The 20,388-nt window shown below is 74.0% G+C and carries 19 protein-coding genes; 10 read left to right on the forward strand and 9 right to left on the reverse strand.

What is annotated here, in order from left to right; genetic code table 11:
• Positions 1-16: 16 nt before the first annotated feature.
• Genes GCE86_RS07620 through GCE86_RS07645 form a run of 6 tightly spaced genes read right to left on the reverse strand, consistent with a single transcriptional unit; the run spans position 17 to position 6,881 of the window.
• Positions 17-1,918, reverse strand: a complete 1,902-nt coding sequence (locus GCE86_RS07620) for an ATP-binding protein (RefSeq protein ID WP_154226281.1) — start codon at positions 1,916-1,918, stop codon at positions 17-19.
• Positions 1,915-3,165: a Pvc16 family protein gene (locus GCE86_RS07625; RefSeq protein WP_154226282.1), complete on the reverse strand. Its 1,251-nt coding sequence runs from the start codon at positions 3,163-3,165 to the stop codon at positions 1,915-1,917. The genes GCE86_RS07620 and GCE86_RS07625 overlap by 4 nt, the downstream gene beginning before the upstream one ends.
• Positions 3,162-4,073 (reverse strand): hypothetical protein, encoded by a 912-nt coding sequence (locus GCE86_RS07630; RefSeq protein ID WP_154226283.1) that lies wholly within the window; start codon positions 4,071-4,073, stop codon positions 3,162-3,164. Before GCE86_RS07630 ends, GCE86_RS07625 begins: the two co-directional genes overlap by 4 nt.
• The gene (locus GCE86_RS07635) at positions 4,070-4,783 is read right to left on the reverse strand and encodes a hypothetical protein (protein WP_154226284.1); all 714 of its coding nucleotides are present in this window, start codon (positions 4,781-4,783) and stop codon (positions 4,070-4,072) included. Before GCE86_RS07635 ends, GCE86_RS07630 begins: the two co-directional genes overlap by 4 nt.
• A gap of 5 nt (positions 4,784-4,788) precedes the next feature.
• Positions 4,789-5,310 (reverse strand): phage tail protein, encoded by a 522-nt coding sequence (locus GCE86_RS07640; protein ID WP_091261579.1) that lies wholly within the window; start codon positions 5,308-5,310, stop codon positions 4,789-4,791.
• An 11-nt stretch (positions 5,311-5,321) separates the two neighbouring features.
• On the reverse strand, positions 5,322-6,881 hold the full coding sequence (locus tag GCE86_RS07645) for a phage tail sheath family protein (RefSeq protein ID WP_154226285.1): 1,560 nt from the start codon (positions 6,879-6,881) through the stop codon (positions 5,322-5,324).
• A gap of 417 nt (positions 6,882-7,298) precedes the next feature.
• On the opposite strand from GCE86_RS07645, the gene GCE86_RS07650 reads away from it, so the two are divergent.
• The 4 genes from GCE86_RS07650 (at position 7,299) to GCE86_RS07665 (ending at position 9,172) form a co-directional block, all read left to right on the forward strand.
• Positions 7,299-7,532 (forward strand): hypothetical protein, encoded by a 234-nt coding sequence (locus tag GCE86_RS07650; protein WP_154226286.1) that lies wholly within the window; start codon positions 7,299-7,301, stop codon positions 7,530-7,532.
• A 136-nt stretch (positions 7,533-7,668) separates the two neighbouring features.
• Positions 7,669-7,884 carry a hypothetical protein gene (locus tag GCE86_RS07655; RefSeq protein WP_139131833.1) on the forward strand — a complete coding sequence of 72 codons (216 nt, stop codon included), beginning with the start codon at positions 7,669-7,671 and terminating at the stop codon, positions 7,882-7,884.
• A gap of 27 nt (positions 7,885-7,911) precedes the next feature.
• Entirely contained in the window at positions 7,912-8,286 is a 375-nt protein-coding gene (locus GCE86_RS07660; protein ID WP_154226287.1) for a hypothetical protein, read from the forward strand.
• Between the two features lie 82 nt (positions 8,287-8,368).
• Complete coding sequence (locus GCE86_RS07665; RefSeq protein ID WP_154226288.1) at positions 8,369-9,172, forward strand: AfsR/SARP family transcriptional regulator; 804 nt, start codon at positions 8,369-8,371, stop codon at positions 9,170-9,172.
• Here GCE86_RS07665 and GCE86_RS31570 read toward each other — a convergent pair.
• On the reverse strand, positions 9,103-9,858 hold the full coding sequence (locus tag GCE86_RS31570) for an AfsR/SARP family transcriptional regulator (protein WP_163636899.1): 756 nt from the start codon (positions 9,856-9,858) through the stop codon (positions 9,103-9,105). The two genes, GCE86_RS07665 and GCE86_RS31570, sit on opposite strands and share 70 nt — an antisense overlap.
• A 481-nt stretch (positions 9,859-10,339) precedes the next feature.
• Between GCE86_RS31570 and GCE86_RS07675 the strand changes: the two genes are divergently transcribed.
• Positions 10,340-10,648 carry a TraR/DksA family transcriptional regulator gene (locus GCE86_RS07675; RefSeq protein ID WP_154226290.1) on the forward strand — a complete coding sequence of 103 codons (309 nt, stop codon included), beginning with the start codon at positions 10,340-10,342 and terminating at the stop codon, positions 10,646-10,648.
• A gap of 103 nt (positions 10,649-10,751) precedes the next feature.
• Positions 10,752-11,282, forward strand: coding sequence for a GNAT family N-acetyltransferase (locus tag GCE86_RS07680; RefSeq protein ID WP_154226291.1), 531 nt, complete (start codon positions 10,752-10,754; stop codon positions 11,280-11,282).
• A gap of 18 nt (positions 11,283-11,300) precedes the next feature.
• Here GCE86_RS07680 and GCE86_RS07685 read toward each other — a convergent pair whose 3' ends face one another.
• Complete coding sequence (locus GCE86_RS07685; RefSeq protein WP_154226292.1) at positions 11,301-11,615, reverse strand: DUF4326 domain-containing protein; 315 nt, start codon at positions 11,613-11,615, stop codon at positions 11,301-11,303.
• 45 nt (positions 11,616-11,660) lie between these two features.
• The gene (locus GCE86_RS07690) at positions 11,661-12,701 is read right to left on the reverse strand and encodes a LacI family DNA-binding transcriptional regulator (RefSeq protein ID WP_154226293.1); all 1,041 of its coding nucleotides are present in this window, start codon (positions 12,699-12,701) and stop codon (positions 11,661-11,663) included.
• 246 nt (positions 12,702-12,947) lie between these two features.
• Between GCE86_RS07690 and GCE86_RS07695 the strand changes: the two genes are divergently transcribed.
• The 4 genes from GCE86_RS07695 to GCE86_RS07710 all read left to right on the forward strand — a co-directional run bounded on the left by GCE86_RS07695 (position 12,948) and on the right by GCE86_RS07710 (position 20,270).
• Positions 12,948-13,898: a LamG-like jellyroll fold domain-containing protein gene (locus GCE86_RS07695; protein WP_154226294.1), complete on the forward strand. Its 951-nt coding sequence runs from the start codon at positions 12,948-12,950 to the stop codon at positions 13,896-13,898.
• A gap of 37 nt (positions 13,899-13,935) precedes the next feature.
• Entirely contained in the window at positions 13,936-16,041 is a 2,106-nt protein-coding gene (locus GCE86_RS07700) for a PQQ-dependent sugar dehydrogenase (protein ID WP_154226295.1), read from the forward strand.
• 363 nt (positions 16,042-16,404) lie between these two features.
• Positions 16,405-18,414, forward strand: a complete 2,010-nt coding sequence (locus tag GCE86_RS07705) for a ThuA domain-containing protein (protein ID WP_154226296.1) — start codon at positions 16,405-16,407, stop codon at positions 18,412-18,414.
• 611 nt (positions 18,415-19,025) lie between these two features.
• Entirely contained in the window at positions 19,026-20,270 is a 1,245-nt protein-coding gene (locus tag GCE86_RS07710) for an SGNH/GDSL hydrolase family protein (RefSeq protein WP_154226297.1), read from the forward strand.
• Positions 20,271-20,388: the final 118 nt, after the last annotated feature.

Here is a 20,388-nt window from a genome sequence, read left to right on the forward strand (position 1 = left end):
GACCATGGACCACGAGTCAGCGGCCGCCCAGGGAGCGGCCATTCTTCGCCAGCTCCCAGCGCGTCGCCGTCGCCACCTGCTCCCCGGTGATCCGTTCCCCGTCCGCACCCAGGTACGCGGCCGTCAGCGCCGCCGCGGCGATCCCGCCCCCGGGCAGGTCCACGCCGGCGAGCCGCTCCGGGTCGACGTCGGCCGGCACACCCGCCGGGAACGCCCGCCGCCACAGGGTCTCCCGGGCGGCCCGGTCCGGGTACGGGAAGGTCACCACGATCCGCAGCCGGCGCAGGAACGCCTGGTCCAGCACGGATCGGGCGTTGGTGGTGAGGATGGCCAGCCCCGTGAACGACTCCATCCGCTGGAGCATGTAGCCGACCTCCAGGTTGGCGTACCGGTCGTGGCTGTCGCGCACCTCGGTGCGCTTGCCGAACAGGGTGTCCGCCTCGTCGAAGAGCAGCACGGCCGCGCCGTCCTCGGCGGCGTCGAAGACCCGGCTGAGGTTCTTCTCCGTCTCGCCGATGAACTTGCTGACCACCTGGCTGAGGTCGACCACCACGAGGTCCAGGCCCAGCTCGTGGGCGATCACCTCGGCGGCGAGGGTCTTGCCCGTGCCGCTGGGGCCGGCGAAGAGGGCGGCCGTGCCCAGGCCGCGGCTGCTCCGGTCGGCGAACCCCCAGTCGTGCAGCACCCGGGTGCGGTGGTGCACGGCCGCCACGAGCGACCGCAGCTGCGCCACGTGCGTGTCCGGCAGCACGAGGTCGGCCCAGCCGGCGCGCGGCCGGACCACCCGGGCCTGCCCGCCGTAGCGGCTGCGGGAGCGGGCCCGGCACGCCTGCCACAGCGGCGCGCCGGCGGCGACGTCACCGGCGGCCAGTTCCAGGTCGGGCAGGGCCAGGTCGAACACCCCGGCCACCGCGGCCGCCTCGCCCGCCGCCCGGTCGGCCAGGTGCCGGTCGAGCGCGTCATTCAGCGCCGCGGCGCGTTCCGCGATGGGCAACCGGGGTACGCCCACCAGCACGCCGTCGGCCAGCACGGTGTCCACGGCGCCGAGCACGGCGACCGGGGCGGGCAGCGTGCCGAGGGCGCGGATGAGCGCGCGGGTGTCCTCGGGGCGGGCCCCGTCGGCGTCGAACGCCCAGGCGGCCGGCGCGAACAGGCTCTCCCGCCCGATCAGGCGCAGCAGGCGGTCGCGGTCTCGTACCGCGGAGGGGAGGTCGGCCACGGCGACCAGCCGCAGCTCGCGGCCGGCGGCGTCGGCCGCGGCGGCCGCGACCACCGGCAGGTTGGCCGGCTGCGGTCCCTGGAGCACGGCGGGACGGCCGTGCTCCCAGACGGTGCGGATGGTGGCGGCCACGGCGGCGAACGCGGGCGGGAGCGGGGCGGGCGGCGGGACCGGTCGGGCCACGGCGGCGAGGTCGGGTTCGAGGTAGCGGACGCCCATGAGGTGGTGCAGCACCCGTTCCTCGGCGACCAGCGGGCTGCCGGTGGGGGTGTCCGGATCGAGCAGGCGCACCAGGTCCCAGCGGCGCAGCGGCCCGTCGGGGGTGAGCGCGCTCCAGTGCGGGCCGGGCAGCGCGGCCAGGGCGAGACCGAAGGTGGGCCGGGGCTGGCCGTGCGCGGCGGTGAGTTCGTCGGCCACCTCGCCGGCCAGCTCCGGCCCGGTGGCCAGCAGGAGGACGGCCCGCTCGAAGCCGGTGAGCCGCAGCGCGGCGGCGAGCGCGTCGAGCGCACTCGGCCGGTCGAGCAGCGCGCGGGCCGCCGCCAGCCGTCCCTCGGCCGCGGCGAGCTCCGCCCGGTCGGCCTCCCCGGGGTACGCGACGAGCCGTACCCGCAGCACGTCCAGCTCGGCCACCAGCGCGAGCCGGTTCGCCTCGTCCCAGGGCACGCCGGCCGGGCGGGCCCGGCGGTCTGCGGCGGTCACGGCACGGTCAGGGCGGGCGCGCCGTAAACCTCTCCGGCCAGGTCGGGCAGGCTCTCCACGCCGTCCACCTGCACCCGGACCAGCCAGTCGCCGGAGGGTACGTCGCCGGTGGCGAGGGCGATGCGGTCCTGCGGGGCGGCGTCCGGGGCGAGCGGGGCGAGCCGGACGGCCAGCGCGTCGGGTTCGCCGGCCGGGCCGGGCGTGAGCCGGGTGAGCAGGACGGTGGCGCGCTGCCGGGCCACCAGCGGCGGGTCGACGGCGAGCACGATGTCGGGCGGGCCGTCGACCACCGACGCGGTGGGGCGTACCAGCAGCGGCAGCGTGTTGGAGCCCGCGGTGGCCCGGGCGGGCGCGCCGCCGGCGGCCGGGGTGACGTGCGCGACCCGGACGCCGTGCAGCCCGGCCGGCACGCTGCCGTCGAGGGTCACGGCCAGGGTGGCGTCGGTGCCGCCCGGCTCGGGGGTGAGGACGGCCGGTCCGACGTGGACGCGGGTGGTCTGCCCGGGCCGGCCGCGTAGCCCGGCGCCGCGCAGCTCGACCCGGTCGCCGGTGGCGGCGGTCCCGCCGGGCGGGTCGGTGACCAGGGCGTTCAGCACGGCGGGTCCGCCGGCCAGGACCGTGACGGTGCGCTGTCGCACCGGCAGGGCCCGGCGCGGCGTGACGTCGGCCTCGACCAGGGCGGCGGTCGCCACGTACGTCTGGGAGAGCTGGTGCGGGGTGGCGAAGGTGGCCCACAGCTTGGACATCTCCTCCACCGACAGCGTGTAGGGGGCGACCTTCACCCGTTCCACCTGGTCGGCCAGGTCGGACTCGGCGAGGAACGCGGTCGGCACGTCGTCGGCGTACAGGTCGATGGCGGCCGTCACGAGGTCCCGGGTGAGCGTCGGGGTGACCGCGAGGGCGAGCACGGCCCGGCCGAGCAGCCGCTGTGCGTCCAGCGACTCGGCCTCCCCGTAGCAGCTGAGCAGATAGTAGAGGTCGAGCGCGGCGACCGGCCGGCGGGTGAAGCCGCCGTCGCGGCTGCGGGTGGGCAGGTCGGTGAGGTTCCAGGCGTGGTTGGGGCGCACGTCGTACAGGTAGATGTTGATGCCGGGCGTGGCGACCAGCGTGATGTCGGAGAGCTGGTTGGGGCGCAGGGTGGTCACGGTGGCGCCGCCGACCGGTCCGGGGTGGGTGGCGTCGAGGGCGCGTTCGAGCACGTACCGCAGGGTCGAGGTGACCGCGGCGATGGCCAGGCCGTTGCTCATCGGCCCTCCCGGCGGCGGGCGAGGTACGCGGCGTGATCCACGGTGGACGGCACCGGGGGAGGTGGCGCGGGCGGCGGCGGTGCGGGGGCGCGGGTGACCACCACCCGGTCGATGTGCAGGTGCACGTCGCCCCCCGGCGCGGGGTCCTCCGCCGTCCCCGCCGGCGGGGTGGGCGCGGGACGGACCGGGCCGGTGCGCACCTCGGCGGTCCCGGGCCGGGGCGCTGCGCCGGTCGGCCGGTCGACGAAGACGAGGCGTTCACCGGGTTCCACGGCGCGGTGGGCGATCAGCGCGGGACCGAGGCGTTCCCGCAGCAGCCGGGCCAGGTCGGGCGCGGCGGCGCGTACCGGTGCGGGGGCGGGCCGGCGGGCGGCGGGTGCCGGGGCCGGCGGCGCGGGCGGGACGACGGCCGCCGGGCGAGGCTCGGCGGGCGCGGCCGTGGTCGCCGGGGGAGCGGCGGCGGGCGGGGCGGCGGCCGGCGGAGCGTCCACGTCGCGGTGTGCCGGATCGCGGTGTGCCGGGTCTGCCGCCTCGGCGCGGGCGGCAGGCCGCCCCGGGTCGGCCACGGGTGGCGCGGCCGGCGGCGTCCGGTCGGCAGGCGACGGCGCCGGGACGGCCGACAGCACCTGTGCCGGGGCGGCGCGGCGCGCTGCCTGGGCGGTTCGGGTGACCGGCCGGTCCGGTGCTGCCCGTCCTGGCGGGGGTGCGGCGGGCTCCGGCCACGAAGCGGGCGCCTCGACCGGAGCGTCGGCGGGCACGTCCGGGACCGTGGCCTCGAACGGCTGCGGGGCGCGGAGCCGGACGACGGGTTCGCGGCCGGTGGCCCGCTGCGCCATCCGGGCGAAGAAGCCCGCCGCGCCGCTCCCGCCGCCCGCCTCGCGGCTCACGACGCCCGCCGCGCCGCTCACGCCGCCCGCCCCGTCGCGAGGGCCAGGTATACGCGCCGCCGCCCGGCCGGCAGGGCGAGGATGTCGGCCTCGGCCCACCCGTACGCGGCGGCCAGGGCGGCCACCTCGGCGAGCACGGCCGGGGCGCGGCGGACGACCCGCTCCCAGAGCAGCTCGGCGACGTCCAGCGTGGCGACCACGCCGTCCCCGCAGCCGGGGCAGCGGGTCCGCAGCACCACGGCGGCGGCGCCGGCCAGTTCCTCGGCGGCGGTGTCGACGGCCCGGCGCTGGTCGGCGGTCAGCTCGCCGGGTGCGACGGGCCGGCCGTCGGCGTCGCGGACGCAGCGGGCGAGGAGTGTGCCGAGCGGGTCGCCGGACCGCCCGGCGGCCAGCAGGTCCCGGGCGGTGGGGGCGCGGACCCGCAACGTGCCGCCGGCGACCGCGCCCGCGTCCCCGGCCGGGAGCCCGGCCACCGGGTCCAGGGGCAGCGCCACGTCGAGGACCTCGCCGCAGCCGCAGGTGAGCACGGCGTCGACCGGGTCGCCGAAGCTGTCGACGCTCAGCCGGGCGGCGAGCGCGGCCACTGTTCCGACCGGTAGGTCCAAGGCGGCGTCGAGGTCGGGGAGGAGCCCGGCGGCGTGCAGCAGCACCGGGCCGCGGGCCGCCGGCGGGGCGGCCGCGGCGGCCTCCCAGACCGCGAGGAGCCGGCCGGGGTCGTCCAGCGTGGTCATGGCGGTCAGGGTTCGACGAAGGACGGTTCGGCGGGCTCGGCCACCGTGTAGTCGCGTTCCCAGCCCTCGTTCTCCAGCTTGATGCTCTGGATGGCCACGGCGTTGGCGTTGGCGTCCAGTTCGGGCAGCGCCACCCACTCGGACACCCAGCACCGGTAGACCTTGTACGCGATGACCAGCTGCCCGGCCTCGTTGTACATCTCGATGATGATGTCCTTGCGGAAGTCCGCCAGGGACGTCTCGGCGCCCAGCCCGGAGCCGTAGTTCCACACCTTGTTGGCCCACTGCTCGAAGTCCGGGTCGTGGGTGACGCCGCGCTCCAGCACGATGGCGTCGTACTCGGTGCGCCCCGGCGACTTGCGGCTGCTGCTGGGGTCGCCGCCGTGCCGGTGGGTGACCACCTCGGTGCTCCGCTTCAACGTGCCGATCTTGCTGATGCCGGCGACGTATCGCCCGTCCCACTTCGCCCGGAACTTGAAGTTCTTGTACGGGTCGAAGCGCTGCGCGTTGACCGTGAACTCGGCCATGCCCGCCCCTCCTAGGTCGCCGCGGCCGCGGTCCGCTGCTGGATGCCGATCACCACGAACTCGGCCGGCTTGACGGCCGCGAAGCCGACCAGGATGTTCAGCACCCCCCGGTCGATGTCGTACTGCGTCGTGGTCTCGCTGTCGCACTTGACGAAGTACGCCTCCCGCGGGCTGCGGCCCTGGAAGGCGCCCTGCCGGAACAGGTCCTGGAGGAACCCGCCGATCGACGCGCGGACCTGCGCCCACAGCGGCTCGTCGTTGGGCTCGAACACCACCCACTGGGTGGCCCGCACCAGCGTCTCCTCCAGGAAGAGCGCCAGCCGCCGCACCGGCACGTACCGGTACTCGTCGGCGAGCACGTCGGCGCCGCGCAGCGTCCGCGCGCCCCAGACCAGGGTTCCGGTGGCCCGGAAGGTGCGCAGGCAGTTCACCGCGTACGGGTTCAGGTTGCCGTTCTCGCCGTCGGTCAGCGCGAGCGCGGGCCCGGTCACCCCGGCGAGGGCCGCCTCCACCCCGGCCGGCGCCTTCCACACCCCGCGCGCCGCGTCGGTGCGGGCCATCACCCCGGCGACCGCGCCGCAGGGCGCGAACTCGCGGACCGCGCCGTCGCGCAGCGGGTCCGGCCGGCGCACCCGGGGGAAGTAGAGGGCGCCGTTGCGGCCGTTGGCGGTCAGCCCGCGCGCCCCGAGCCAGGTCCGCACCGTGTCGGCGGTCTCGGTGGGCGGCGGGTCGACCAGCAGGAAGGCCCGCTGGCGTACGCAGAAGTCCAGCGCGTCGGCCCACACGGCGTCGTCGAGGGCCTGGTCGGGTACCGACGGCGGCAGGCACAGCAGGGTGAACAGGTCGGCGTCGCGCAGCGCGTAGATGCCCTGCTTGGTGCCCTCCAGGGCGCCGCCGTCGGTGTACTCGGCGGCGGTCAGGTGGGTGCCGTCGGCGCCGGTGGCCGCCGCGTCGGCGGTGTCCACGTCGTAGCCACCCGCGTCCGGCCGGCCGGTGCCCGGCATCGCCGGCGCGGTGCCCACCCGGACCAGCCGGGAGCCGGCCAGCACGGTGTCCACCCGGCGCGGCCCGTCCACCAGGGTCACGTTCGGGTACGTCTCGACCAGCACGGGGTTCTCCGCCGGCCCTTCGCGCACGGTCAGGTGGAACAGCTCGTCGGCGTCCACACCCTGCTGGTCGGCGACAGTGGCCGCCTCCTCGCCGGACGCGTGCGTCACCTCGGCGTGCAGCCCGTTGCCCCAGCCGCCCGGCCCCACCGCGTCGAGGGTGAGCGCCCCGTTCAGGTCGAGCTGCGCGCTGGTGGCGTCGCGGGCCAGCCGGACGATGACCGCCTGGTTGCCGTCGTTGAGGTAGAAGTCGCGCACCGCGTAGCCGAGGCCGCTGTCCCGCCACAGCCCGCCGAAGGTTCGTTCGAACTCCGCGTAGGAGGAGATGGCCACCGGCACGTTGACCGGCCCGCGCAGCGCCCGCCCGACGAACGCGGCCACGGCCGTGGCGACGCCGGTGATGGTGCGACTGCCGCCGGGTATCTCCTGGATGTAGACCCCGGGGTGGCTGAGCGTTGCCGCCATGACGACTCCTCGACTCCACGGGCGCGCCGTACGCCGCTGGCGCGACTGTGCCGCCCGCCCGTCACCGCGCCGTCACCCGGCCGTGTCGATCCGGGGAGGGGATGAGCGAGATCGTCACCGACGACATCTCGTTCCTGGTGGACTCGGTGACCGCACGCAGCGGTAATGGACGGGAAGGGGTCCACCTTGTTCGACGACTGGTCGAAGCTGGGCGCAGCCGAGAAATGCCCGGCAGGCTCTCCCGGCTCGACCTGCGGGCCGCCGGCCACCCGGCCCGGCCAGCGGGGTGTCATGGCAGGTCCGCGCAGCCCGCCTCGAGGGCTGTTGCCGCCGACCGGGGTTGCCGCGCCGCCGTGCCTAGGCTGACGACGGAGGTGACCCATGACGCGGCGGGTCCGGAGGGGAGCGACGACAGCCGTGACCGTACTGCCCGCGGCGCCGTCGCCGCAGCCGCCCGGCGACCAGGGCGGCAACCGTGCCCTGTCGTTCGCCTTGGTCTTCCTGGTCGCGCTGCTGGTGGCAAGCTGGACGGGGTTCATCGTCTGGCTCAGCACTCACCAGCTGGCCGACGCCATCCTCCGAGCCGGGATGGCCTTCGCGGGCGCCGTCGGGCTCAGCCTCGCGGTCTGGACGGCGTACCGGCAGAAGTGACGGCCGGAAGGCCCCGCGTTCCCGCCCCGGACCTCCCGGCCGTCGTGCTGGTGACGCGGCGGGCGACGGGCCGGTGACGAGCGGGCCGCAGGCTGGGCGGGCCCGCGCACCAGACTCCCGCTCCGGAGGCGCTCCCGTGACAACCCCTGACCCCGACCGCGGTGGGGTGGTGGTCGTCCGGGTGTGGTTCGAGGACCGGCCGGACGAGCTGGGCTTCCGCGCCCTGGTGACGAGCTGCGTCGACCTGGCCGGCGGCCGGTCGGAGAGCCGGGCGGTGACCTCGCCGGACGCGGTCGTCGAGGTGGTGCGCAGCCGACTGGTGGACATCCTCGCCGGTCACCAACCGCGGTGACCCCACCGCCCGACCCAGGGAAGGCACATGACCGAGAAGATCAACTGGAGCCTCCAGGTCCGCGTGGCCCACGGTCCGCAGATCGCGGCCACCGGCGTCGTCGACGTCGAGGCGTACGACAAGGTCTCGGTCGAGATCGCGGCCGGGGAGAGCCAGCAGGTGGACCTGGTGCCCTCCGGCACCGAGCGGGTCGGCATGGTCCTGATCGTGCCGGCCACGCCCAGCGCCGACCTGTCGTACGAGATCGACGGCACGGCGATCGCGCTCGACGGCGCGCACGCCTTCCTGGGCGCCGGGGCGGCCCGGCTGCTCGGCGCGGACCCGGCGAGCCTGACCTTCACCAACGACACGACCGAGCCGGCCCGGCTGGACATCCTGGTCGGCCGGGACGTCACTCCGTGAGGGTCGCCGCGATGTGACGCCGGGGTGACGCACCGCGTTCTACCCTGCCGGGGCCAGGCCCGCGCCGCAGGGGAGGTCCCGGATGACCGCCGACTTCGTGGACGCCCTCGTCGCCGACCAGCCGGCCGGGTCCGGTCCGGTGCTGCGTCTGCTCGGTGACGTCCGGGTCAGTCACGGCACCCGCTGGTACGACGTGCCTGAGGGCAGCAAGCGGCTGCTCGTCTACGTGGCCCTGCACCGCCGCCGCCTGGATCGGGGCCACGCCGCCGCCACCCTGTGGCCGGACGCCCCGGACTCCCGCGCGGCCGGCAACCTGCGCTCGGCGCTCTGGCGGCTCAACCAGGCACACGTCGGCCTGATCGGGGTGGACCGGCACCACCTGGCGTTCCGGCCCGGCGTGCTGGTCGACATCGACCTCGTCACCGCCTGGGCCGGTCGGCTGATCGCGGGCCGCCCGGCGGGCGCCGACCTGTCCGCGCTGCCCACCGGCGGGATCCTGTTCGACCTGCTCCCCGGCTGGTACGACGACTGGGTGCTCACCGAGCGGGAGCGGGTCCGCCAGCGGGTGCTGCACGGGATGGAGGCGATGAGCCGGCACCTCGTCACCTCGGGCCGCTGCGCCGAGGCGGTCGAGGTGGCGCTCACCGCCGCCGGAGCGGAGCCGCTTCGGGAGAGCGCCCAGCGGGTGCTGCTGGAGGCGCACCTGGCCGAGGGCAACTGGGTGGAGGGCCGCCGCGGCCTGGACACCTACCGCCGGCTGCTGGCCCGGGAGCTGGACCTGGAACCCGACCCGCGGCTGGGCGCGCTGCTCGACGCCTACCCGCGCGCCCGCCCGGCGGCCACGGCCGACCGTGAGCGCGCCTCGTCGATCAGCGCCATGAACTGAGGCGAGGGCCGCACCCCCAACTGCTCGGCGAGCAGCCGGACCACCAGATTCGCGTGGCGCAGCGCGTCGCTCACGTTCCCGTTGGCCAGCATCGCGGTGAGCACGAGCCGGTGCCCGCTCTCCCGCAGCGCGTCCGCGGCGACCGCCTCCAGCGCCCAGCCCAGCCCGGCGGCCGGGTCACCGCCCCGGATCGCCGCCCCGGCCGCGTCCTCCAGCGCCCGCAAGGCCCGGTGCCGCAGCAGCTCCCGGTGCATCAGCACCCAGTCGTCGTACCAGCCGGGGAGCAGGTCGGGGCAGCCCGCGGCGGCGTGCCGGCGCAAGAACTCCGGGTCGACCGGGCCCCGGCCGGCGAGGGAGCGGGTGTCCACCGTCACCCCGGCGGCCAGCGCCAGCGCGCCGGTGGAGTCGGCGAGCAGCCCGGGTGCGGCCTTGCGCAGCCGCCACAGCGCCGTCCGCAGGTCCGCCGAGGCCCGGTCCTCCGGCTTGCCGGCCCACATCGACCAGGCCGTGCGGGCCCGGTCCGACGCGCCGCGCACGGCCAGGAAGGCCACGAGCCGCTGCGCCGTCGCGGGCAGGGCGACCGGATCGCCGCCGCGGTCGAGCGCGAAGCCGCCGAGCAGCCGCAGCCGCCAGCCGGCCGGGTGCGGGGGTACGGCCTCCGGCAGTGTTTCCGTGGTGATCCACACGTCGGCGCTCCGCTCTGTTCCGGGGTGTGGGCGGAGGGTCACCTCCCGGAATACCGCAGCCGGCGGGTCAACGGGAACCGGCCTGTCGGTGGCCGGACATCCCGTTCGTCCGCGCGGCCCGGCCACCGGTCTCGATCGGCGGCGCGGACCTGCCGAACGGCCGCCTCCGGGCCGGCGCGCAGGCAGGTGGGCAAAGTCGTTGGCGAACCCGGTGGGCTCGCCTATGGTGGGCGGATGTACCCGGCCGGGCAGGTGTCCGCGACCGCCGTCACCACGGCGGCGCCCGCTGCTGCCTGCCGCCGGCGTCCCGAGGCCGTGCCCGCCCGTCCGGCGGGCACCCGCTCCGTCGCGCCCATCCACGGCCTGCCGAGCCCGATCCCCACCGACCGTGGCCCACCGGATCCCCGAACATCCGCGTACGGCCACCCAGGGCGAAGCCATCCGGCTTCGGCCCTTTTTCTTTTCCTGGAAGGGGATCCAGATGGGCACCGACCTGCACGACGACCGGCTCACCCGCCTGCGGGCCACGCTGAGCGAGGACTTCGCGGCGCAGACGGCCCGGTTGACCGAACTCACGGCGGACACCGGCGACCCCGGCGAGGCGCACACCCGGGCCGCGTTGATCGCGGCCACCCGGCAGAGCCTGGGGCAGATCGGCGACGCGCTGCGCCGCATGGCCGACGGCGGCTACGGCCGCTGCGAGCGGTGCGCCGCGCCGATCCCGGTGGAGCGGCTGGAGGTGCTGCCGCACGCCACCCTCTGCGTGCCCTGCCAGCAGAAGCACGGCTGACCCCGGCGGGCGCCGGGCCGTCACCACACGGCCCGGCGCCCGTGCCGCCGTCGCGGGCTGCGTACGCTGGCGCGGTGAGCCGTCGTGACCGTGGAGACCGCCGATGACCAGCGCGCGTACCGTCCGCACCGCCCGTCCCGCCGACGTGACGGCCCTCGTCGACCTGGTGGAGTCGGCGTATCGCGGGGAGCGCAGCCGGGCCGGCTGGACCACCGAGGCCGACCTGCTCGCCGGCCAGCGCACCGACCCGGACATGGTGGCCGAGGCGGTGTCGGGCCCGGATGGCACGGTGCTCGTGGTCGAGGACGCCACGGGGATCGTCGCCTGCTGCCACCTGGAGCGCCGCGACGACCACGTCTACTTCGGGATGTTCGCGGTGACGCCGGGGCGGCAGGGCGGCGGGCTGGGTCGCGACCTGCTGGCCGAGGCCGAGCGCTACGCGCGGGAGCAGTGGCACGGCGGCGAGTTGCGGATGACCGTGATCACGCAGCGGGCCGATCTGATCGCCTGGTACGAGCGGCGCGGCTACGTCCGCACCGGCGAGCTGAGCCCCTTCCCGTACGGCGACGAGCGGTTCGGCGTGCCGCTGCGACCGGACCTCGCGTTCGAGACCCTGCGCAAGAAGCTGGGCTGACTTCCAGGCCCTCCGGGCTCAGCGGGGCGGCGCGTCGGCGAGTTCGGCGATCACCTCGGCGTGGCAGCGTTCCGGTACGCACCAGCAGCCGAGCCGGCGCCCGCGCAGGTCGGGCAGCAGCGCGAGCAGGTCGGGCCGGCCCAGCAGGTACGCCCGGTACTTCTCGATCACCTCGTCCCGGGTGCCGTCCGGGCCGGGGCGGTACGGGCTGGACAGCGGGGACTGCGGCAGCCGCCAGCCGCCGCGCGACATGGCCCGCCCGACGTAGATCACGTCGGCGTACGCCGGGTCGTCCCGGTGGCCCTTGAGGTTGACGACGGTGGTTGCCCGCATGGCTGCGCTCCTCCCTCGTGGCACCAGTGTCGCAGCACCCCCCGGTCAGGCGCCGGGCGCGGGCGCCGGGCCGGTGGAGTCGCGGACGATCAGCGTGTGACCGGTGGAGCGCCGCCGCGGCCGGGTCGACCTCGGCTTCAGCGCGAGGGTCAGCGCCATCCGCCCCATCTCGGTCATCGGCAGCCGGACGGTGGTGAGGCTGGGCGCCAGGTCGGCGGCGACGGACACGTCGTCGAAGCCGACCACCGACACGCGCTCCGGCACCGGGATCCGCCGGGACCGCAGGACGGACAGCACGCCGATCGCCATGGCGTCGTTGAGCGCGATGATCGCGGTGCTCTCCGGGTGGTAGTGCAGGATCCGCTCGGTGGCCACCCGGCCGCCGTCGCGGGTGAAGTCGGAGTGGACGACGGCCAGGTCGTCGGGGGAGTGCCCGTGCGCGGCGAGCGCGGCGGTCACCCCGGCGAGCCGGTCGGCCACGGTGGTCAGCCCGGGGGTGCCGGCGGCGACGGCGATCCGCCGGTGCCCGAGGGCCAGCAGGTGGGCGCCGATGTCGCGGCCACCGGCCTCATTGTCCGGCACCACCGCATCGACGCCCAGGGCGTGCCGCCCGATGACCGCGACCCGGCCGCCGGCCCGCTGGAAGCCGGCCAGCTCTGCGCGGGCCTCGGCCTCGACGCGCGGGTCGTCGTAGCCGGAGCCGGCGATGAGGATGATCCCGACCTGCTGGGCGATGAGGTGCCGTAGCTGGCGCAGCTCGTTCTCCGGGTCGCGTCCGGAGTGTGCGATCTGGACGAGCAGCCCCTCCTCGGCGGCGACCTGGAGGACGCCGCTGGCGATCTCGGAGAAGTACGGGTCGTCGATCTGGTGGACGATCAGGCCGACGGTGGTGCTCGCGCCGCCGGCGAGTGTGCGGGCGTACGGGTTGGCGACGTAGCCGAGTTCCCGGGAGACCTGCCGGACGTGCCGGGCCACCTCCTCGCTCACGCCCTCCCGGCCGGCGAGGGCGCGGGAGGCGGTCGCCAGCGAGACGCCGGCGCGTTCCGCCACGTCGACGAGACGCAACCGTGGTCCGGGTCGGGGCATGGGTAACTCCTGGCAGACATTGATCCGCGCCGCGCTCTTGCGTGTGGCGTAGGGCACAGCATAGGGTACGAAAGCGCTTACGTAAGCGCTTTCGTAAGCGCGGCGCCGCCTCGGCCGTCCGGCCGGCCGCACGGCGGACCGTCCTGTCCCGACCCACCCCGACTCCACCTCCGGGCACCGATCCACGCCCGGTGCGTAAGCGCTTTCGTCACCGCACCACCGCACCGACGAAGGGAGCACCTCCCCATGAGAAGACCTCGACGCGCCGCTCTTGCCGCCACCGCCGCGCTGGCGCTGGCGCTCACCGCGGCCGCGAGCCCGGCCCGCGCCGACCGGCCCGGACCGCACGACGTCCACCCCGCCCTCTGGCCGCACCTGGTGGCCTTCTACGACTTCGACCACCCGGTGGACGGCGACCCCGCGCTCGAGCGGGACCTGGGCCGTTCCGGCACCGAGATCGAGCTGGTCAACGGTGGCACGGCCATGCGGGTGCCCGACCAGGCGTACAAGGGCAGCGGCGACGCGCTGCAGACCCGGCAGGTCAACCCGCAGGCCGCCGGCAACGACGACTGGAAGGCGGGCATCTGGTCGTCCAGTGGCGTCCGGACGCTGCGCGCGTTCAGCGGCGCCGAGGGCACGACCGTGATGGGCTGGTTCAAGCGGGACATGGACGGCCCGGCCTTGAACTCGGTCACCGCCAACCCGACCGACCGGTACAACGCCATCGGCCTGGCCGGTGTGCTGACCGGCGACTCCGACGGGCACGGCGTGCGGGCCCTGTTGGAACTCATCGACGTGAGCGGTGAGCTGCGCCTGGTCGCGCTCGGCCGCCGCGTCGACGGCGGCGCCTCGCAGACCTTCGCGGCCAACGAGGACTGGCGGACCCTGCTGCCGAAGGGGGAGTGGGTGCACCTCGCCGCCACCTACGACTTCACCAGCGGCACCATGGCCCTCTACCGCAACGGCGAGCCGGTCGACGGCTTCTACACCACCGCCGGCGACCCGTGGCAGCTCAACGGCCCCGGCCCGCACGTCACCAGCGCCACCGACTCCCGCGGCATCAAGATCGGCGGCAGCTTCCCGCAGAACAACCTGGAACGAAACCCGTGCGACTGCCGCATGGACGGCCTCATGTTCCTCGACAGCGTGATCCCGGCGGGTGACATCGCCAAGCAGTACCGCTACATGGCCCGCTGACCGTTCCTCGGACCGTCCCACCGAGAAGGAGAACCGCGTGTTCATTCGCGCTGGCAGCACCGGCAGGCTCCGCAGAGCCGCAGTCACCGCCGGGGTCACTGCCGCCACCCTCGTCCTGTCCACCCTGGTCGCCGGGCCCGCCCGGGCCGACGGCGCCGTCTACGACCCGATCCCCGAGTCGCAGATCCAGTCGCACCTGGGGCTGGTGCTCCAGGAGTACGCCAGCTTCCCGCAGTCCACGCCGAACCCCGCGCCGGTCGACGCGCGGCTGGTGCGCAAGGCCCGCATCAACACGATCAGCGAGCTGCCCGACGGCTCCGGCCGCCGGGCCGTGCCGGACCTCAACGGCAACCTGTACCTCGTCGAGAACGGCACGCCGCACGTCTACCTCGACGTGGCGGCCACCTTCGCGCCGCAGTTCTTCTCCGGCCGCGGTCTCGGCCAGGGCTTCGGGTACGTCGCCTTCCACCCGGAGTTCGGGCGCAACGGCCGCTTCTACACCATCCACACCGAGCAGGCCTCGCTGGCGACCCGGACCCCGGACTACGCCCAGCCGAACACCATCTACCAGGCCGTGATCACGGAGTGGACGGCCGGCGACCCGGCGGCGGACACCTTCGCCGGCACCCACCGCGAGGTGCTGCGGATCGGCTTCGGCGGCCAGATCCACGGCGTCCAGGAAATCAACTTCAACCCGACCGCGAAGCCGGGCGACCCCGACTACGGGATGCTCTACCTCGCCGTCGGCGACGGCGGCCAGGGCTACCGCAACGGCGACCCGCAGAACATGGGCATGCCGCACGGCAAGCTGCTGCGCATCGACCCGCGCGGCACCAACGCCCCCAACGGCCGGTACGGGATCCCGGCCGACAACCCGTTCGTCGGGCGGGACGGCGCGCTCGGTGAGATCTACGCGGTCGGCTTCCGCGACCCGCACCGCTTCAGCTGGGACCGGGCAACCGGCCGGATGTACCTGGGCCACATCGGCGAGCACGCCGTCGAGTCCATCTACGAGGTCCAGGCCGGGGACAACTTCGGCTGGAGCGAGCGCGAGGGCAACTGGGTCTTCGACAAGACCGCGACCAAGCCGTGCGACAAGCTCTACCCGCTGCCGGCCGACGACGCGAAGTACGGCTACACCTATCCGGTCGCCGCGTACGACCACGACCCGGCCCCGGGCTGGAACTGCACCTCGGATGTCGGCGTCGCGGTGGCCGGCGGGTTCGTCTACCGCGGACACACGGTGCCAGCCCTGATCGGCAAGTACGTCTTCGGTGACCTGGTCGACGGCCGGGTGCTCTACACCGAGGCGAACGAGATGCGCCGCGGCACGGGGCTCGCCCCGATCCACCGCTTCGCCCTGTACACCACCGCCGGCGACCTGGTACGCATGCAGGACCTGTCCAGCCCGGGCGCGCCCGGCGACCCGAACCGGGTCGACCTGCGCTTCGGCACCGACGCCGAGGGTGAGCTCTACATCCTGGCCAAGGCCAACGGGAAGATCTGGAAGGTGGTCGGCACGAAGAAGGTGGCGGAGGGCGACGTGGGCCACACCAAGGTCGTCCACACCGGCGGCGCGCAGAACTGGACGCCGGTGACCCCGTCGAAGTGGCAGTTCGACGGCGACGAGGTCATCCTCGCCGAGGCGGGCGTGAGCCGACCCGGCCCGCGCCGGCCGTTCGAGTACGCCATCCTCAACAAAGGTCCGGCCTTCTCGTCGGTCCAGATCGACGCCCGGGTGCGCCTCGACACCCCCGTGGAGGTCACCAACCGGGACGTGATCATCGTCTTCGGCTGGCAGTCGGACACGCAGTACTACTACGCGCACCTGTCCACCGACAACACGATCTACCCGCACAACGGCATCTTCAAGGTCAACAACGCCGACCGGGAACGGATCGACCACCAGTGGAACGGGCGCTCCCGGGGCGCCAACCCGGCGATCACCGACGCCGACTGGCACAAGGTGCGGGTCGTGCACCTGCCCGCCACCGGTGAGATCGCCGTCTACGTCGACGGGCACAAGGATCCGCTGCTGACGGCGAAGGACACGACCTTCACCTCCGGCCGGGTCGGCTTCGGCTCGTTCGACAACATCGGCCGCACCCGTCTCTTCACGGTGACCGGTACGCCGGCGGCCTGACGGAGGGACAACGTGGAGGGCGGCGGCGAGCATGCCGCCGCCCTCGGCGCGTCTGGGCCCACTGACCGAAACGGAGCGATCTTCTCTGGCTTTAGGTCAGTACGGTCCTCACTTTTGATGATTCGACGCGAAGTTTCCACGGTAGTCGTCTAGCTTCCGGCAGTTTCCGGCGATAGCCTCTCGCTGGGAGCACCACACCCGCTTGGCTCGTTGAGATCCGCCTCCACTTCCGCTCCGGAACTGGAAAGGAACCACATGTCCAGCCAACCTCCGGTCGCACCAGCCCTCAGATCACACGCCCGAGCGGGCACCCGACGGCGTCTGCTGCGCTGCCTGGTCGCTGCCGTCCTGCCGGCGGCGTCCTTGTCCGCCGGCTCCCTCGCCGTCGGCACCCCGGCCTGGGCCGCGCCCACCAGCGCGCCGGCCGTCCTCACCCCCACCGCCGCCACCGGCACCAACGGCTGGTACCGAGACCCGGTCAGCGTGAACCTCTCCACGACCGACGCGGTCAACGGGGTCCAACGCCTGGAGTACCGGCTCGGCAACTCGGCACCGTTCCAGACCGCGGCGTCCGCGACCGCCCCGTACCCCGCCAGCCTGGCCGGCACGGTCCCGATCACCCAGCAGGGCACCACCGTCGTCGGGTACCGGGCCATCGGCGGCGACGGCTCGGCCGAGGCGGTCCGCACCATCACCGTCCGCCTCGACACCGTGGCGCCGGTGGTCAGCTGGCCCGGCATCGTCGACGGGCACGTCGGTCACACCGCGACGCTGATCCCGACCCGGACCGACCCCGCGCCCGGCTCCGGGGGAGTCTTCATCCACCGCATGTGGATCGACGGAACCGAGGTCACCCCACTGCCCGTCGCCACCTCCACCCTGGCCACCGGCGGGCACTCGATCAGCCTGGTGGCCAGCGACGCGGCCGGCAACGCGGCGCGATTCGACCAGTCGTTCGTGGTGACCACGTCCTACGCCGATCTCGACGCCCTCGTCGCCGGCTTCGTCACCAGCGGCGCGATCAGCGCCGCCGCCGGGGACAGCCTGCGCGCCACGCTGGCGGAAGCGGCCAGCCTGGCCGGCGCGGGCGACGCCAACGGTGCGGTGCGCGCCCTCAACCAGTTCGCCGCCGCCGCGCAGCGCGCGACGGAACCCGGTGCCGCCCGGGACACCGTGGTCGGTGACGCCCGCTACCTGAAGCAGCAGGTCACCGGCACGCTGCCGGAGGAACCGGCGACCGGGATGACCGTCACGCCGGCCGCCGGGCCGGACCCGATCCCCGCGGCGCGGCCGCTCGCGGCCTCGACGAACTTCCCCGGCGCCGGCTACAGGGTGCTGTACTTCTCGGCCACCAAGGGCTTCCGGCACGACCACATCCCCGACACCGCCCTGCTCGTCGAGCAGTTGGGCGAGCAGTACGGCTTCGACGTCGACGTCTGGGACCCGAGGCTCGCCCCGGCGTCGCTGCCGAGCACGCCGTTCACCTCCGCCGCCGACCTGGCGAAATACAAGACAATCATCTTCTCCTCGCCGGTGGACGGGACGAACCCGAACAGCGCGCCGGACGCGGACGCGCTCAACGCCAGTGAGCTGGCCGCCCTCCAGGGATACATCCGGGCCGGCGGCGGGTACCTCGGGCTGCACGGCGCGTCCGACGCGATTCACAACGTGCCCTGGTACCGCGACCTGGTCGGTGCGTGGTTCACCAACCACCCGGGCGGTCAGAACGGCGAGGGGACCTGCGGCAGCTGCATCAACGTGCGGGTCAACACCGAGGACCGCACGAACCCCGCCGTTGCGCACCTGCCGAAGACGTGGCTCACCATCGACGAGCTGTACAACTTCGACCACAACCCCCGCGCCGAGGTGCACACGCTGCTGAGCCTCGACGAGTCGTCGTACCAGCGGAGCCTCAACAGTGGCAACGCCGCGACGAACCCGCTGCGCCTGATGGACGGGGACCACCCGATCGCCTGGTGCCAGGAGTTCGACGGCGGCCGCGAGTTCTCGCTCATCCTCGGCCACGACCGGGCGCAGTACTACCGCGACCCGTTCACGCGGATGCTGCTGGGCGGCATCCATTGGACGGCCGGGCAGACCGAGGCGAACTGCTCGACCTTCCGCCAGACCCGGACGCTGATCAGCGGCGACGCTGCCGCCGGTGACCTGGACGCGGAGTCGGCCGCGGCCGCCTCCGCGCTGCTCGACGACGCCCAGGCCGCCTACCTCGGGCTGAACTACACCGCCGCGACCACGTCGCTCAACCAGATCATCGCGATCGCCGGTAACCCCGCGGCCGGCAGCGAGGCGGCGCGTGCCCGACTCGACCGCCAGGCCCGCCAGCTGCGGGACTGGATGTTGTCATTGAAGTAGTCCCGACCCCTGCGGCGCCGTCGGCTCCCCAATGGACCGGCGGTGCCGCAGGCGAGGATTCTCGCGGCGAATTCAACGAACTACCTTCGATTTCTCCGCATGGGCGGCCGGCCGGTCAATCGCACCGGGCCGGCCCTCTTCCGGCTGCGGTGGGACTTGCTGACATCGCACACCGCGTTGACCGGATTTCGCCGGCCTGACCACCCTGCCGACGACATCAACGGGCTATCTCCCCGCTATCTGGTGTCGTGGTCGCATATCGACAGACCGGAACGAGCGACCGGGCAACGGTGTGCGCTGACACGAGCGCTCGGCCAGCCAGGACAACGTCGGCGGATCTGTCGAGCAGATGGTGAAAGCAGCCGCTTGTCGGCACGCGGGAACCGCTCATCGCTCGATTTACGCCGTTCAACTCAACTCCGGGATCAAACTGCTGCACGTCGCCGCAAGAGCAATTAATGTGATCTATGCGTTGGCATTCAGTTGAACGGCCGGCGATCCCGGCGTCTGACTGCCGAACGGTCCATGGTCGACCATTCGCTCGCGGCCTTTCCCCTGCATCGGGCAAGGGTCAAAACCCGGAACCACCACCACTGAGGGAGTCATTCCTGATGAACCGATCACGCATGCCGTTGGTCGCCGCCGGCCTCGCCGTCGCCGCCGGCCTCGCAACGGTAGCCGCCCTCACCGGACCGGTCGCCGCCGAACCGAACTCCGACGCCTCCACACCGGCGGCCTCGGTCACCACCGACCAGGTCGTCACCTGGGGCGCCAGCGCGGACCGCACCGGCGGGTCGTTCACCGACCAGACCGTCCGCAACATCGTTCACACGAGCATCGGCGGCAAGAACCTGCGCATCTCGCTGTCCAACGTGTTCGGCGACCGCATCGTGACCTTCGACTCCGTCCACGTCGGCCTGCAGAGCACGGGCGCCGCCGTCGTACCGGGCAGCAACCGGCAGGTCACCTTCGCCGGCAGCACGAGCGTGACCGTTCCCAACGGCGCCGAGGTCCTCAGCGACCCGCTGCCCGGCGACGTGCCCGGCGACACCAACCTCACGGTCAGCATCCACGTCCGGGGCGCCAGCGGCACCCTGACCGGGCACAACTTGGCCATGCAGACCAACTACGTCTCCGCGGCCGGCGATCACGCCGCGGACGTCGACGGTACGGCCTTCACGCAGCAGGCGACCCGCTGGTACTGGGTCGACGCGCTGGTCGTCGACGCCCCGCAGCAGGTCGACACCGTGGCCACGCTCGGCGACTCGATCACCGACGGCTACGGGTCCACGCGCGATGCCAACCGCCGCTGGCCGAACTACCTGGCCCGCCGCATCGCCGACCAGCCCCCGGCACACCAGTTCGCGATCATGAACGAGGGCATCTCCGGCAACCGGGTCCTCACCGACGGCGCCGGGGTGAACGTCCAGGCCAGGTTCGACCGGGACGTGCTCTCCCAGCCCGACGTGCGCACCGTGATCCTCATGGAGGGCATCAACGACATCGGCGGTGGCGTCGCCACCTCGGCCGACCAGCTGATCTCGGCCTACCGGATCCTGATCGCCCGCGCCCACGCCGACCAGACCTGCATCCTGGGCGCCACGCTGACACCGTTCGAGGGCGCCGGCTACTACAGCCCCGCCAAGGAGGCCATCCGCGAGCAGGTGAACACCTGGATCCGCACCAGCGGCGAGTTCGACGGGGTCATCGACTTCGACCAGGTCACCCGTGATCCCGCGAACCCGAAGCGGTTCCTGCCGGCGTACGACGTCGGCGACCACCTGCACCCGAGCGACGCCGGCTACGAGGCGATGGCCAACGCCGTGGACCTGCGCCAGCTCGAGTGCACGCGGTAACACCACATTTCCACCTCGCACGATCGTCGAACCTGTCCGGCCGGAGCTGACCGGACAGGAGGTAGGGCCCGCGCCAGGTCGGCGCGGGCCCTGCCAGCGTCTGCGGGATCGCACGCAG

The sequence above is a fragment of the Micromonospora terminaliae genome (genome assembly GCF_009671205.1).
GTDB classification, from domain to species: domain Bacteria; phylum Actinomycetota; class Actinomycetes; order Mycobacteriales; family Micromonosporaceae; genus Micromonospora; species Micromonospora terminaliae.

Excerpts from the sequence above, each read along its gene's own strand:
- GCE86_RS07625 (WP_154226282.1), bottom strand. The coding sequence starts at position 3,165 with ATGAGCAACGGCCTGGCCATCGCCGCGGTCACCTCGACCCTGCGGTAC.
- GCE86_RS07635 (WP_154226284.1), bottom strand. The coding sequence starts at position 4,783 with ATGACCACGCTGGACGACCCCGGCCGGCTCCTCGCGGTCTGGGAGGCC.
- GCE86_RS07640 (WP_091261579.1), bottom strand. The coding sequence starts at position 5,310 with ATGGCCGAGTTCACGGTCAACGCGCAGCGCTTCGACCCGTACAAGAAC.
- GCE86_RS07645 (WP_154226285.1), bottom strand. The coding sequence starts at position 6,881 with ATGGCGGCAACGCTCAGCCACCCCGGGGTCTACATCCAGGAGATACCC.
- GCE86_RS07660 (WP_154226287.1), top strand. The coding sequence starts at position 7,912 with ATGACCGAGAAGATCAACTGGAGCCTCCAGGTCCGCGTGGCCCACGGT.
- GCE86_RS07665 (WP_154226288.1), top strand. The coding sequence starts at position 8,369 with ATGACCGCCGACTTCGTGGACGCCCTCGTCGCCGACCAGCCGGCCGGG.
- GCE86_RS07675 (WP_154226290.1), top strand. The coding sequence starts at position 10,340 with ATGGGCACCGACCTGCACGACGACCGGCTCACCCGCCTGCGGGCCACG.
- GCE86_RS07680 (WP_154226291.1), top strand. The coding sequence starts at position 10,752 with ATGACCAGCGCGCGTACCGTCCGCACCGCCCGTCCCGCCGACGTGACG.
- GCE86_RS07685 (WP_154226292.1), bottom strand. The coding sequence starts at position 11,615 with ATGCGGGCAACCACCGTCGTCAACCTCAAGGGCCACCGGGACGACCCG.
- GCE86_RS07690 (WP_154226293.1), bottom strand. The coding sequence starts at position 12,701 with ATGCCCCGACCCGGACCACGGTTGCGTCTCGTCGACGTGGCGGAACGC.
- GCE86_RS07695 (WP_154226294.1), top strand. The coding sequence starts at position 12,948 with ATGAGAAGACCTCGACGCGCCGCTCTTGCCGCCACCGCCGCGCTGGCG.
- GCE86_RS07710 (WP_154226297.1), top strand. The coding sequence starts at position 19,026 with ATGAACCGATCACGCATGCCGTTGGTCGCCGCCGGCCTCGCCGTCGCC.